Genomic DNA, 13,669 nt, shown 5'->3' on the forward strand with positions numbered 1-13,669 from the left:
CAGGAGGTCCCAACCGTGGCAGACGACTTTGCGCAATTGATCCCGGACGCCCGCGACTTCTACACGCGCCTTGCCGCCAATAACTCCAAGGATTGGTGGACGGCTCACAAAACTGAATATGAAAGCCGCCTGAAACGCCCCGCCCTGCTCTTTCTCGACGTCATCGCAGACCATCTGCGCCAAGTCACCGACACGTCGATCCAGACCAAGCTCTTCCGGCCCCATCGCGACGTTCGCTTTTCCAAGGACAAGACCCCTTATCACACGCATCTCCACATGCTCTGGAGCATGGGTGACGATGCGCCCGGCTACTTCCTGGGCCTGTCACACACATACCTGCGGATCGGAGCCGGTCGGATGGGCTTTGAAAAAGACACGCTGCTCCGCTACCGCGCGGCCATCGACGAAGGCGGCCCGCTCCTTGACGCAATTGATGATGCAGAAAACAAAGGTTACACGCCGCATGAACCCGCGCTGAAACGTGTCCCTTCACCCTTCGATAAAGACCACCCAAGAGCCGATCTTTTGCGCCAAAAGGCGTGCTCTTACTGGTCAGACATTGCATGGGACACAGATGACCTGACAGAGGCGACCAAGGCCGCCTTCTCAGACCTGACGCCCCTGACGCAGGCCCTACGCTCTCTTTAGGCGCTTTCCCCTCCTTCTATGTTTTCCAAATACTCCGGGTTCCAAGGGGCAGAGCCCCTTTCGCCGCCGCAGGCGGCGCCCGGTAAGCAAAAACCATTTTATGGTTTTCACGCCTACATGATCAGGCGGACGTCGCCTGGAACTTACCCATCAAGTAAGGACCCGATTTGACCGATGGGTATCTATCTGAGCCATCCAGCGGACGGATCTCCGCCTCCCAATTCGGCTGATGAAAGAACGCCAGCGACTGCCGTCGTGGCTGCCCCGGCACCGCCGCCACCCGGTGCAGGGTCGATACCCAGCGGTTGGCCGTCCAGCGCTCCATCAAATCCCCGATATTGATCACAAAGGCACCCTCAGGCGTTGGAACATCGACCCAGTCTTCGCCCCGCGCAATTTGCAGCCCCCGCGATCCCGGCTGCGTCAGCAGGATCGTCAGCGACCCGTAATCCGTATGGGCCCCGGCGCGCTGTTGACCCGCCTCCGGTGCATCCTCTGTGGCGGGATAGTTGAGCGCCCGAAGCGCCGATATCGGCGCGTCGATATAGGGCGCAAAGAACCCCTCATCCAACTCAAGTGCCGCCGCGAACAGCCGCATCACCCGCTCAGCCAAATCCTCCATCGCGGTGTAATAGGCGACCCACGCCTCGCGAAATCCGGCCATCTCTGGGAACGGGGTTGGTGCGTAGCAAAACGCCATCGCCTCGGCGCTTGCACCGCCCGGCACCGAGAGCGGCCCGCCATTGAAGCTTTCCTTCAAATCGGGCGGCGTCTCGACACCTTTTGAGGCCGCCAACGCCTCGGCCTTCGGCCCAAGATATCCGTAAGGATCCCCTACCACCGGCGTTAATGTCCGCTTCACCTCCATCGGCTGGTCAAAGAACGCCCGGCATGCGTCCCAGACGCCCTGAATCACCGGCTGTGGCACCCCATGGCCCGACAGCACAAGAAACCCGCTTTCGCGGCAAATTCGATCCACATCGGCAGCAATCGCCGCCCTCTGCCCACCTTCAGCCGCTTCAAACGCCGCCAAATCCACTGTCTCAATCACCATAATCTTGTGCCCTTCTTCCAACCGCCCCCCAAACATGGTCTACTGCACCCCAACAAATCAACAAAAGCAGCAGCGCCCATGTCCGACGACCTTCTTGCCGGTAATGACCAAACCTATGACGCCTCCTCCATCGAGGTTCTCGAGGGGCTGGAGCCCGTGCGCAAACGCCCCGGCATGTATATCGGCGGCACCGACGAACGCGCGCTGCATCACATGGTGGCCGAAGTTCTCGACAACTCCATGGACGAAGCCGTCGCCGGTTTTGCCAACCGGATCGAGGTCGAACTCCACGATGACTACGCGATCACGATCCGCGATAACGGGCGTGGCATCCCGATCGACCCGCATCCGAAATTCCCCGATAAATCCGCGCTAGAGGTGATCCTCTGCACGCTGCACGCAGGCGGCAAATTCAGTGGCAAAGCCTATCAGACCTCAGGCGGTCTGCACGGCGTCGGCGCGTCAGTCGTCAACGCGCTGTCGGACTCCATGGTCGTGCAGGTCGCCCGCGACCGCAAAGTCTTTGAACAACGCTTCTCACGCGGCCTCCCGCTTGGCCCGGTCGCGGAAGTCGGCGCAGCGCCCAACCGCCGAGGCACAACCGTCACCTTCCACGCGGACGAAGAAATTTTCGGCAAACACCGCTTCAAACCGGCGCGGCTGTTCAAATCCATCCGGTCCAAGGCCTACCTGTTTTCAGGCGTCGAAATCCGCTGGAAATCGGCCATCGACGACGGCGAAACCCCGACCGAGGCCGCGTTCCACTTCCCCGGCGGCCTCTCGGACTACCTGCGCGAAACGCTAGGCAGCGCCTCAACTTACGCAGACGCGCCATTCTCTGGCACGGTCGATTTTCAGGAACGCTTCGGCCAACCGGGCAAGGTCGAGTGGGCCATCAACTGGACCCCGTCCCGCGACGGCTTCATTCAATCCTACTGTAACACCGTCCCCACACCAGAAGGCGGCACACATGAGGCGGGCTTTTGGGCTGCGATCCTCAAAGGCATCCGCGCCTATGGTGAGTTGGTGAACAACCGCAAGGCAGGGCAGATCACCCGCGACGACCTGATTACAGGCGGCTGCGCGCTTGTCTCTTGCTTTATCCGCGAACCGGAATTCGTCGGTCAGACCAAGGACCGCCTGGCCACGGTTGAGGCACAGAAACTGGTGGAATCCGCCGTCCGCGACCGCTTTGACAACTGGCTCGCTGCCGACACAAAATCCGCGGGCGCGATCCTCGATTTTCTTGTCCTGCGCGCAGAGGAACGCCTGCGCCGCAAACAGGAAAAGGAAACCGCCCGCAAATCAGCGACCAAGAAACTGCGCCTGCCCGGCAAACTGGTCGACTGCTCGGCCACCAGCCGCGACGGGACCGAGATTTTCCTGGTCGAGGGCGACTCGGCGGGCGGCTCCGCCAAAATGGCCCGCGACCGCAAGACCCAAGCCCTGCTGCCGCTGCGCGGTAAGATTCTGAACGTGCTGGGGGCTGCGTCCTCGAAACTCGGCCAGAACGCCGAAATCAACGACCTGTCTCAGGCGCTTGGCGTGGGCCTTGGCACGAAATTCAACATCGACGACCTGCGCTATGACAAGGTCATCATCATGACCGACGCCGATGTCGACGGCGCACATATCGCGTCACTTTTGATGACGTTCTTCTTCACCCAAATGCGCCCGCTCATCGACGCAGGCCACCTCTACCTCGCCTGCCCGCCCCTCTTCCGCCTGACCCAAGGCGCCAAACGCGTCTACTGCATCGACGAGGCCGAACGCGCGCAGTGGATGGAAAAGGGCTTGGGCGGCAAAGGCAAAATCGAGTCCAGTCGATTTAAGGGTCTGGGGGAGATGGACGCCAAAGACCTCAAAGACACCACCATGAACCCGGCGACGCGGAAGTTGATCAGGGTGACCATTGATGAGGATGCGCCGGGGGAAACGGGGGATTTGGTTGAGCGGCTGATGGGCAAGAAGCCCGAGAAGCGGTTTGAGTATATTCAGGAAAATGCGCGGTTTGTTGAGGAGTTGGACGTTTAATTCGCTCCGCCAGGAATCAAGTCGTGTACCCGTACAACTTCGTATTCCACGTCAATCCAAACACCTTTCTCGTCATCTAGGCGTTGTGTAGTCAATAAGTCCACAACTAGCTGATCACCATTGCCGAAGATGTGTTTTCGAGCCAGCGTATCATCATAAAAATCCTTGTCGGTTATCTGCACCGAGCGCGACTTACCGAAAATCAAAAAATCCCACTTTCTCTTTGCGTCGGTGAAGACTGCTTTCACCAACTCAACTACAATTCTTTCATCCAGCCGCTGCCGTTCTGTTCTGCGATCCTCCTCTTTTTCCGCCCTTTCCCGCAAACGGGCAAAGTCAACTCGGGGGATATAAACCAAAGGGTCTTCCTCGTCGCCGTTCTTCCTTTCCAGAGACAAAGAAACAATCTCCGGTAGCTGTTCTAGACGGTCAAATAGACGTGCTAACGGTCTGCCAACTCGGTCCGGCTGCGGAATAGCATCAACAGCATCCAAGACTTCGTTGGGTATTAGGTAGCTGTCATCACCTCGTGAAAACACCGTGTAGTCCTCATAGACGGTCTTCTCAAAACCCTCACTATGCAGATATGACATTATCAATGCCGTCAGCGCAGATACAACCAAACTCTTTGGTAGCTCGGAAAGAAGTCCTCGGGTCGAAGAGCTAATCCATTTGAAGACAGTCCTGAAACTACCATCATGAAATGCGACGACATGCAGTTCAAAATCATCAGTTCCCAACTGACGGGAAAGTGCAACGTATGCGTCAGCAAAATTACCGATTATACGAGGCACTTCTGAGGCAGCTAATGAATTCGCATCGCCCCCAAGAGTTAAAAAGAACTCTTCTGGCTCCGAAATTTGCCTGAGGTCAATTAGCGCCATTTGGCTCATTTAGCAGATGGAAGACTACGCCGAAACACATTTTCTCAAATTAGAAATTTCAGATTAATAGTTTGGGAAAAACACCCTCATCGGGTCGCGAGCCGATGATCCATGCTGGTTCGCCACACTTTATGGCCGCCACTTCGCCTCCGCCCCATCCAACCTCCCAGACCCAACCAATCATCGGGTCGTGGGGGCGACCCGATGAGGGCGCGGGCAGCTTGCGCTGCTGTTCCGCACCCGGGTGCTTAGGACAAAGCCCTTGCCCGCCCTTGTTATACGACCACAAAAAAACCCGCCGAGCTTTGAAGCTCGACGGGCAAACAACGAAGCATGGGCAACAGCACATGTGCCCGGCAGCAGCTTCGTTTAACTCTTCACTTTGCCGAAACTTGGCGCACTCGTGACCCAAACAGACAAAACCTAATCACTCGTTACGAAACCATCTGAGCGCGCAGTCCCCGACACACGAGGGGGAGGAATTGGGCAGGGACTGCGACGCTCAAAAGAGGTGGGAGGAGGAAACAATCCGGAAGCAGGGAGGAACCTCCGGACAAACACACCATTGAAAACAATTATTTTACAGTTACTTGCGGTTGCGCGGCTCGGGGCAGACTGCCAGGATCACGAGGGCGGCGCAGAGGATTAGTTCGATCATTGAAGTGTCTCCTTCGTTGCTGTTGAAAGAGATTTACGGGACCTCGACCGCGATTTCGCCTGACCGGAAGCGCAGATATTCGTGCAGAAGGCGACGCCGCCTACCCCGACGGATAGCGAACTATCTCATTTCTCCGCAAAACGGCCACGCGCGGCTTGCCCCGCCGCCCCCGCGCTCGGGTCAGCACCTCGCAAAAACAGCGAACATGCCCCAACGCACATCCGATCTGACCCGACCTCGCTAAGACAGAGGCCTCAACACCAAGAAAGAACGGAGAGGGTCATGTCCAACTATCCCAAAAGCGGTACGTATGTTTCCGACGACGGTATCTACCAAATCACGATATCGAGCTCGAATGCCGCGAATGGAACCATCGCTGGCACGTACACATCGACCTTTGGCCAATATGAAGCCCCCCATGAGGTCACGATGGCGGGCGGATTTTCATGGGTGAAAAACAACGGAACCGCAGGCACGGCGCCCTTCACCATCCGCTTCCACGGGTCGGACCGTCCCGATGGTTGGGACCGCTCGGTCTACGAAGACTGGACCGGCTTCTACATGTCTGACGACACGATCATTGCCTATGGCAGTCAGGCCTCGGTGATTGCAGCAACCGGCTCTGAAAAAGCGCAGGTTTCGACACAAACGCTGGGCGGCTTCGCCTTTTACCTCAAGACCTGAGGCCTGATGGCTCCGACCGGATCGGTAAACGGTTAGGTCGGCAATCTCGCCAGTGCGTGCGCTTTTAAAGCAGCTATGCCGGGCTAAGGCTCGGCATATTTCACTCAGGGCCACACGCTACCTTTGCACCCCTTCCAGATAGGCCACCAAATCGACAATGGCCCGTGACGTGAGGATCGGTTGCCCGGTCTCGGCCTTTATGATGGCATCCTCGCCATCGAATAAATCCCCAAAAATCCACATGGGCGAACCGTGGCTGACGATGGCTTCGCGTCCGTCGATGCGGAACACGGTACGCTCGGTGGGAAAGGTGCCGTCGTTTCGCGCCGATAGCTGGGTCAGGTCCGGCGGCTGGATGACCAGAGCTCCAGCCATCGGCCCGCGCCCATCGGCGTCGCGCCCGTGACACACGGCACAGTGTTCTTCAAACAAAGCCGCACCGACCTTTGCATCCTGCGCCATTGCCGCCCCGGACCATGCCACAGCCGCTGCTGTCAAAAGCCATCTCATCGCCGTCTCCCTACATCTCTTGGACAGTCTCCAGGAAGGTTGTCAGCGCCAGCAATTCGGCTGGCACCGGCGTGCCTTGCCCATCCTCGGTTTCGACCACCACGGTCGGTCCCATGCCGCCATCGCCAAAGATCGGCATCGGGTTTGCGTGGCCGCTGCCACGGGCGTAGCCGTCAATCGTGGACATCACGAAATCCCGTGGAAACACCCCGCCATTGCGCGCGCTCAGGCCCGTCAGGTCCGGACCGATTTCGCCGCCTTTGGCATCTGCCCCGTGGCAAGCGGCACATTCCTGCGCATAGAGCTGCGCGCCGCGGTCGGCATCCAACCCGGTCTCTGTGGTCATGCTGCACGCCGCGACTAGGGCGGTGAAACACATCGAGGCGTAGAATTGTTTTGTCATGTCTGCTCTGGCTCCCCGTTTTGGTCAGCCTAGCCGCTCTCGGCCGCATGTCACCTTGATGCAGATCAACATCGGTTCTGGCAACGGCCCTAGCAGAGGGACTGCGCAGTCTTTCGCTTGACGCACATGGCCCAACGCGGTTGGCTTTGCTCAAACGCCAAAGGTCCGCGCCATGCCGCTATCCGCCCTCACCATGCTTGCCGCCGGGATCGGCATTCCGATCCTTGCTGCATTGAATGCCGCGCTTGGAAAACACCTTGGCGCGCCGATGGTGGCGGGGTTGATCCTGTTTGCAGTCGCGCTGGTGACGGCCAGCGTTGTTGCGGTGATCACAGGCCCCGGCGCGATTGCGCGTGTGGCGACGGCCCCAAAGCATCTGTTGCTCGCCGGAGTTCTGATTGCATTCTATGTCTTGTCTATCACGGCCATCGCTCCGCGCTTTGGCGTCGGCAACGCAGTCTTTTTCGTGCTGCTGGGTCAGTTGATCTCAGCGGCCGCCATCGATCACTTTGGCCTCTTCGGGGCGACACCGTCCCCTCTGAATACCACACGCGCGGCCGGGATCGCGCTTATGGTCGCCGGCGTCGCCCTGACACAGCGCGCTTAGCCGTCTTCGTTCGGGATCAGATTACCGGCCTCGTCCCAGCGGTAGGGCGGCACATTTGTCACTTCGAAGTCGAGGGCATTCGCCGCGCGCCAATCGGCAAGAAACGTCTCGATGATCACGGTCACCGCATCAAATTCACTCCGGTCTGGATCATCGGCACTATAGCCTACGGATTGAGACCAGATCCCAGAGCGCAGTTTCACATTCAGATCCCGCGTCAAAACCGCCGTTTCCGTGACCGAGCTAAAGATCGACCACCAACAGCCCGTGTCATAGTTGGTATGTGAAAGGTACACCGCCATTTGAGGTTTGCCGGGATGGGTTTCGACTTCGTCCTTGGTCAGAACACGCAGCCCCTCTTCTTCGAACCGGGTGATAACGCGCTCCTGCAGGTCTGCGCCAAAATCGCCTTCCCATCCGCGCGGCCCGGGCAAGCCCGAAAGGTCCACCTGAACTGCTGTCAGACCGCGCAGACCCTCATTCTTGGCCGACTTTGTCAATCGTTTAGGGTTCCATCCATCCGGGACATAGACACCGGCCACCCCTGCGGACTGTGCTGCGCTGACTGCGCAAATGGCTGGCTGGTCGGGATGCGGGTCGGGGACATTCGACGCCGCACTCAGCGCGGCCATCTGCCCGTAAATCCGTCGAATGCGTGCGGGGTTGCCCCCCTGCAGCGGCAAGACATTCAATTTGGCGGTTTCACCACAGGGCGCGTCCGGCTGGCACGGCAGGATAGGCGGCGCGTATTCCTCGCGGATGATCCAGTACCGATCCAACAGGTCGATCTCGGCCAGATTGACGTCAGATGTCTCAAGCTCAGAGGCAAATGCGACGCATCCTGCCCACACCGACAAACCCAGAGCAACCGTCAGACCAAAAAGCTTTGAAAACCGCATCAAGCCCCCATGCATGGCCACGTCTAAAGCCGTCTGCATGGTGACACGCGATGGGTTAACCCGGGTTTAAGCCGCGAGCCCCTGCACCTTGGTCCAAAGCGCCTCCGGCACATCCGCTGCCGTCGCGGGCACGCGGCCTTGCCCCGGCACGCGAGCGCCTTCTTGGGCCGTGACGCTGGCAATAAGCTGCGCAACTGTCCCGTCGAAGCGATCCGAAAACACGGTGGGGTCGATCAGGATATAGGTTTGCCCCAACCGATGGGGTGGCCCGTCGGGTAGTTTCAGCCCTTGCACCTCGGTCGACAGAACCGATCCGGTCAATGCCGCGGCCAGAACTTCAACCATCAGGCCAATACCCCATCCCTTGTATCCCGCTGCGGATTTCAGCGCGCCGCCCACGGCCGCTGCCGGATCGGTCGTGTCGTTACCTTCGGCATCGGTGGCCCAACCGGTTGGAATGGCCTCTCCAGCCTCTTTGGCCATGGTGATCTTGCCCAGCGCCACGGCGGATGTCGCGGTGTCGAAATGGATCGCGACACCACCGGCACCGTCCGGCACGGAAAAAGCGACCGGGTTTGTGCCAAGCACGCGATCCTTACCGCCCGGTGGGGCCACAATGGCAGAGGCATTCGTCGTGCCCAAGGTCACCATGCCCGCCCGTGCGAGCCGTTCCGTAAAGTATCCAAGCGATGTGCACGTATGCGAGCCGCCAATGGAAAATACGGCCGTGCCTGATGCGCGCGCAGCGGCCACAGCCTGATCAAATCCAGCATCAAATGCGGGCTGCGCGAACCCGTGTTTCGCATCCACAAATACGGCAGCAGAGCGCGGTTGCGTGACCTCTGGCAACACCGTTCCATCGACGCGCCCGGTGCCCAACTGGGTGCAATAGCTTTCCAGGTAATAAAGCCCGCAGATCACGTTGCCATGCGCCTCGGCTTCAGCGACGGCCCTGGCGACGCTCTTGGCCACGGCTTCGCTCGCGCCGGCCTTGACCATTGCGACCCGCGCGGTTGTTTCGATCTCGGCGATATCAATCCTTGGCACGATTGTCCCCCTGCTCATGTGTGCAGAGGCGACACTGACCCGCGCCGCAAGGCAGCGCAAGGTCACGCCCGCCTTTTCATGCCGGGATCAGAGTTCGATGATCGCGATATTGTCTGCGGGAATCTCATCGAGCCCATCAACCGTGATGATGACGCCGTTCGACAGCTCCACATCTACCCCGGTCGCGGTTGCAGTCTGGCCTGTGACCGTCACCGGCGCATCGGTGGTTGAGTTCACCACAATCAGATCGTCCATTGGGTTGAAATCACGGATCGTGACTGTTGCGCCCTCTGGCGTGTCGTCAAGGATCGTGAACCGGTCTTCGCCTTCTCCGCCGGTGCCCACATCCAAGGCACCAAGGAACAAGGTATCATTCCCTGTCCCACCCAAAAGGTCATCGGCCTGACCGTCCTGCGCAATTCCCGGTGCCCCCGGCAGACCACCACCGGTCAGGATATCGTCGCCCGAACCGCCATTTACGCCATCATTGCCTGCGCCACCTGTCACGGTGTCATTTCCGGACCCACCGTCGACAAAGTCGTTGCCATCGCCGCCACTGATACTGTCATCACCCGCGTCGCCGAAAATACGATCCGAGCCGCCAGCACCAGACAGATCATCGTCGCCATCCAGCCCATCGATGATCTCATCGGCATCCGTGCCAGTGATCGTGTTGTCTTCGTCATCCCCGTTCAGAGCCAGAGGTTCTTCGTCGTCTTCATCGGTTGTATCGTCCGGGTCGTCACCTTCGTCGTCGGTGTCATCGTCAGGCGTATCGGTGTCGTCATCCGTACCGTCTCCGGCATCAGGTGTCTCGTCGCCGTCTTCACCGTCGCCGTCTTCGCCGCCAGGATCCCCGTTGTCCCCCTCGCCTTCGGTGCCGTCACCACCGTCATCCATCATGTCGTCCATCTCATCCCCTGAGACATCTTCGTCGTCGTCATTCGTTGGAAACAAATCCGGCGCGAACATGAACAAGAGGGCCGCGAGGGCGGGAAAAGCGGAAGCTAACATGGCAAATCTCTCACATAGGTTGGGGGTATTTACCAAAATTTAGCTGAAATTTCAGTGGCTCATTCCGAAACGGATTGTTCAGGACAGCCAGCTAATCCGCCCCATTTCAAGACGCGCGCGGCGATCCATCCGGGCTGCGAGTTCCGGATTATGTGTGGCTACCAGCGCCGCCATATTCTGGGACCGCACCAAACCAAGCAGCGCCTGAAACACCGTATCAGAGGTGCCGGGGTCCAGATTGCCGGTCGGCTCATCCGCCAGCAAAACCTTGGGTCGGTTCGCGACCGCCCGACAAAATGCCACCCGCTGCTGTTCGCCACCGGACAATTCGGCAGGCCGATGGCTGACGCGCTCAGACAAGCCAACCTCGCCCAGCAAATGGCGCGACCACTCATCTGCCACTGTGCGTCCAACGCCCGCAGCAAGTTGCGGGAGCATCACGTTTTCCAATGCCGAGAACTCGGGCAGCAGATGGTGAAACTGATAGACAAATCCCAGCGACGCACGCCGCAATCCCGTGCGCAACCTGTCGCTGCCATCTGCCAGCGCACCTCCGACATGCACAGTCCCCGCATCCGCCGTATCGAGCAGCCCTGCGATGTGCAAAAGTGTCGATTTCCCCGACCCTGACGGTGCCTCCAACGCAACAAGCTGCCCGGCCTTCAATTCAAGGTCCAACTCATCCAGCACTGTGATCTGGTTCGCTTGTCCCTTGTTATAGGTCTTCACGATGCCCTTCAGGGCCAGCACGGCATCACTCATAACGCAGCGCCTCGACAGGGTTCAGCCGCGCGGCACTCCGTGCAGGAAAGATCGTGACCGTGAACGACAGAAACAGGGAAAGCGCGATGGACCGGAACACATCCCAACCCCGAAGCTCGGCGGGCAACTCATAAAGCCCCCGGATCGACGGGTCCCACACGCCGCCACCGGCTATGTAATTGACTGCCGAAAAGATCGACTGAATGTTGAGCACAAAGGTCACGCCCAGGATCACGCCCAGCGTCGTGCCAACCAGACCGATCCCCGCGCCAGTCAGGAAGAAAACCCGCATCACAGCCCCCTGAGATAACCCGATCGTGCGCAACACCCCGATGTCGCGCCCCTTGTTTTTCACCAGCATGATGATGCCCGACACGATGTTCATGGCCGCCAACAGGACCAAAACCGCAAGAATGATGAACATGATGTTGTCTTCAATCGTCAGAGCCCGCAGGAAGCTTCCCGCTGCCTGTTTCCATGTGAATACCAGCGCCCTGTCCCCGCCTGCCTGCAGCAGATCAATGGCCTTGGCGTCTATCATTTCGGGGTCAGCGACCATGACCTCAATCTCGTCGGCCACTCCGTCGCGATTGAAATAACTCTGTGCCTCGGCAAAGGGCATGTAGACGCGTGTCCGGTCGATATCGAAACGCCCGGCGGTGAAGATATACACCACATCATAGGACTTGACCCGCGGACTGACGCCAAAGGCCGTGCGCGCGCCGTTCGGGGATATCAGCTTGATCCTGTCGCCCAACCCAATACCCAACTCACGGGCTACACCAGATCCAATCGCAACGCCCTGCTCAAAATCGGAGAGCGACCCAATCGCCTCTTCCGGCTGTGCAATTCGGGGCACCCCCTGTAGGTCGCTCAGAGTGATCCCATAGACCTCAACGCCGGTATTCCTGTCGCGCAAGTTGGCCATCACCTGTCCGCGCACCAATGGCGCAGCACGGGTCACGCCTTCAACAGAAGCCAATCGAGCCGCCAGCGCCTCATAGTCCGGGATCACCCGCTCAGGCTGCCCTGCCGCATTCAGCTCAACGGCGTTGTAGATCGTCGCATGGGCGTTCGCGCCTAGGATCGTGTCGACAAAGTCGGTTCGGAACCCGGACCGAACCGCCAGCACGATGATCAATGCAGCCACCGCCAGCATGATCCCGATCACGCTGATCCATGTCATAACACTGACGCCACCCTCAGCGCGGCGCGCGCGGGCATATCGCCACGCAATCATCCACTCATGCGCCGCAAACGGGCGCGCTGATTTCGGGTGTGTCGACATCAAGCTGCTCCGCTTCTGCGCCCACGTAATTGATCAACCAGCCGCAGGCCCGCGCGGCTTGGGTCCCGTAACGGATGCATCATAGCCGCCACGCGTCCTTGCCCGAACAGATATACCGCTGGTTCGTAATAGTAATCGCCATCGAACTGGAATGACGGCAAATTCAACGCCTGTGCAAGCTCAAGCGACGGATCGCTCAGCAACGGATAGGGCAGCGCAAGCAAATGCGCCAAATCCCGCTGATCATCGGTTGCATCCGTCGATACGCCAAACACCCCGGCAATGCCGACCGATCTGAGGTCTTCCATTGTGTCGCGCAAAGAACAGATCAATGGCGGACCACCCAGCCCGCCTTCAACCTGCTCCCAACCATCGGGGTAGGCCTCGCCGGGCTGCAACGCGATGGGAAAGGTCACCAGAATTATTGGTCGCGAAAAGGCTCTCAGTTCGATGTTGCGCCCATCGCTCGCAGGTAGGCTCAGATCCGGGACAGGCTGGTCAACGGCGGCCTTCGCATCCCCAAAATACTCGATCTCTGGGGAAGGAAACGTCATTTCTGCGCCAGCCGGCGGCGTAGGTTTAAGGTCATCTGCATCGTGGTCGTGTTCGACGTCGTCATGCTCAGCCGCATGATGCGTCTCTAGCGCAACCAATCTTTGGCGTCGTCTCCGCCGCATAGGCCACGAAAGGACGCTCCAGATCATCGACCAGAGGCCCCAACCTGCAAAAAAGCCCACAGCCGAAAACACCGCGCCTTCGGCGGTCAGGGGCAACGCAGGCTTGTAATCCTCAAGCGTGCGTCCCGCCAAATCCAAATCAATGGCCTGATGAGCCCGGATGAGGCGTTCATAGGCATTGGACTCGCGCAGGCGCTCTAGCGCAGGCGACAACCGGTCAAACAAGGCAATCTCGCCCTCGGCTTTCTCGCTGGCTTGCGCGCCAGAACGGCTCAGCGCGAGGTCGGCAAGGTATTCCTCTCGCGTCATATCCAGCGCCAGCGCGCTGGCTTCCACGGATGATACCTGCTCACCGAGCTGATCTACCTTACCGGCCAAACGCTGCAAATATTGCTGGGAAAACTCGGGGAACTGAGACAACCCCGCCGCGCCCACAAGGCCAGAAACCATCGCCAGAATGCGCAACACTATGAAGCCCTCAGCACCGCCCGGGACATTGA

The 13,669-nt window shown here is 59.2% G+C and carries 14 protein-coding genes; 4 read left to right on the plus strand and 10 right to left on the minus strand.

The genetic code is table 11. The features are described from left to right. Positions 1–15 precede the first annotated feature (15 nt). On the plus strand, positions 16–648 hold the full coding sequence (locus FE702_RS07275) for a DUF2461 domain-containing protein (protein ID WP_186827015.1): 633 nt from the start codon (positions 16–18) through the stop codon (positions 646–648). 121 nt (positions 649–769) lie between these two features. Here FE702_RS07275 and FE702_RS07280 read toward each other — a convergent pair whose 3' ends face one another. Further along, positions 770–1,702, minus strand: a complete 933-nt coding sequence (locus FE702_RS07280; RefSeq protein WP_147125587.1) for an isopenicillin N synthase family dioxygenase — start codon at positions 1,700–1,702, stop codon at positions 770–772. A gap of 78 nt (positions 1,703–1,780) precedes the next feature. Between FE702_RS07280 and parE the strand changes: the two genes are divergently transcribed. Then, positions 1,781–3,736, plus strand: a complete 1,956-nt coding sequence (parE, locus tag FE702_RS07285) for a DNA topoisomerase IV subunit B (protein WP_147125588.1) — start codon at positions 1,781–1,783, stop codon at positions 3,734–3,736. Here the strand turns inward: parE and FE702_RS07290 are convergent. Further along, positions 3,733–4,620: an LAPAL motif-containing putative phage structural protein gene (locus tag FE702_RS07290; RefSeq protein ID WP_186827016.1), complete on the minus strand. Its 888-nt coding sequence runs from the start codon at positions 4,618–4,620 to the stop codon at positions 3,733–3,735. The genes parE and FE702_RS07290 overlap by 4 nt on opposite strands. 940 nt (positions 4,621–5,560) lie before the next feature. On the opposite strand from FE702_RS07290, the gene FE702_RS07295 reads away from it, so the two are divergent. After that, a complete protein-coding gene (locus FE702_RS07295; protein ID WP_147125590.1) occupies positions 5,561–5,962 on the plus strand; it encodes a hypothetical protein in 402 nt (133 codons plus the stop codon). 117 nt (positions 5,963–6,079) lie between these two features. Here the strand turns inward: FE702_RS07295 and FE702_RS07300 are convergent, their stop codons facing one another. Continuing rightward, positions 6,080–6,472 (minus strand): c-type cytochrome, encoded by a 393-nt coding sequence (locus FE702_RS07300; protein WP_147125591.1) that lies wholly within the window; start codon positions 6,470–6,472, stop codon positions 6,080–6,082. A 10-nt stretch (positions 6,473–6,482) separates the two neighbouring features. Beyond that, on the minus strand, positions 6,483–6,875 hold the full coding sequence (locus FE702_RS07305; RefSeq protein WP_255449617.1) for a c-type cytochrome: 393 nt from the start codon (positions 6,873–6,875) through the stop codon (positions 6,483–6,485). 172 nt (positions 6,876–7,047) lie between these two features. Here FE702_RS07305 and FE702_RS07310 point away from each other — a divergent pair, with 172 nt between their 5' ends. Then, complete coding sequence (locus tag FE702_RS07310; RefSeq protein ID WP_147125592.1) at positions 7,048–7,482, plus strand: DMT family transporter; 435 nt, start codon at positions 7,048–7,050, stop codon at positions 7,480–7,482. On the opposite strand, the gene FE702_RS07315 is transcribed toward FE702_RS07310, so the two are convergent. The 6 genes from FE702_RS07315 to FE702_RS07340 all read right to left on the minus strand — a co-directional run bounded on the left by FE702_RS07315 (position 7,479) and on the right by FE702_RS07340 (position 13,637). Beyond that, the gene (locus tag FE702_RS07315) at positions 7,479–8,420 is read right to left on the minus strand and encodes a hypothetical protein (RefSeq protein WP_147125593.1); all 942 of its coding nucleotides are present in this window, start codon (positions 8,418–8,420) and stop codon (positions 7,479–7,481) included. The two genes, FE702_RS07310 and FE702_RS07315, sit on opposite strands and share 4 nt — an antisense overlap. A 27-nt stretch (positions 8,421–8,447) precedes the next feature. Continuing rightward, positions 8,448–9,446 (minus strand): Ldh family oxidoreductase, encoded by a 999-nt coding sequence (locus tag FE702_RS07320; protein WP_255449618.1) that lies wholly within the window; start codon positions 9,444–9,446, stop codon positions 8,448–8,450. Between the two features lie 69 nt (positions 9,447–9,515). Continuing rightward, a complete protein-coding gene (locus FE702_RS07325) occupies positions 9,516–10,442 on the minus strand; it encodes a calcium-binding protein (RefSeq protein ID WP_147125594.1) in 927 nt (308 codons plus the stop codon). 78 nt (positions 10,443–10,520) lie between these two features. Continuing rightward, complete coding sequence (locus tag FE702_RS07330) at positions 10,521–11,204, minus strand: ABC transporter ATP-binding protein (protein ID WP_147125595.1); 684 nt, start codon at positions 11,202–11,204, stop codon at positions 10,521–10,523. After that, complete coding sequence (locus tag FE702_RS07335) at positions 11,197–12,492, minus strand: lipoprotein-releasing ABC transporter permease subunit (protein ID WP_147125596.1); 1,296 nt, start codon at positions 12,490–12,492, stop codon at positions 11,197–11,199. Before FE702_RS07335 ends, FE702_RS07330 begins: the two co-directional genes overlap by 8 nt. After that, the gene (locus tag FE702_RS07340) at positions 12,492–13,637 is read right to left on the minus strand and encodes a DUF2937 family protein (protein ID WP_147125597.1); all 1,146 of its coding nucleotides are present in this window, start codon (positions 13,635–13,637) and stop codon (positions 12,492–12,494) included. Before FE702_RS07340 ends, FE702_RS07335 begins: the two co-directional genes overlap by 1 nt. Positions 13,638–13,669 lie beyond the last annotated feature (32 nt).

Origin of the sequence: Shimia ponticola (genome assembly GCF_007995215.1) — a bacterium.
Taxonomy (GTDB): Bacteria; Pseudomonadota; Alphaproteobacteria; order Rhodobacterales; family Rhodobacteraceae; genus Shimia_B; species Shimia_B ponticola.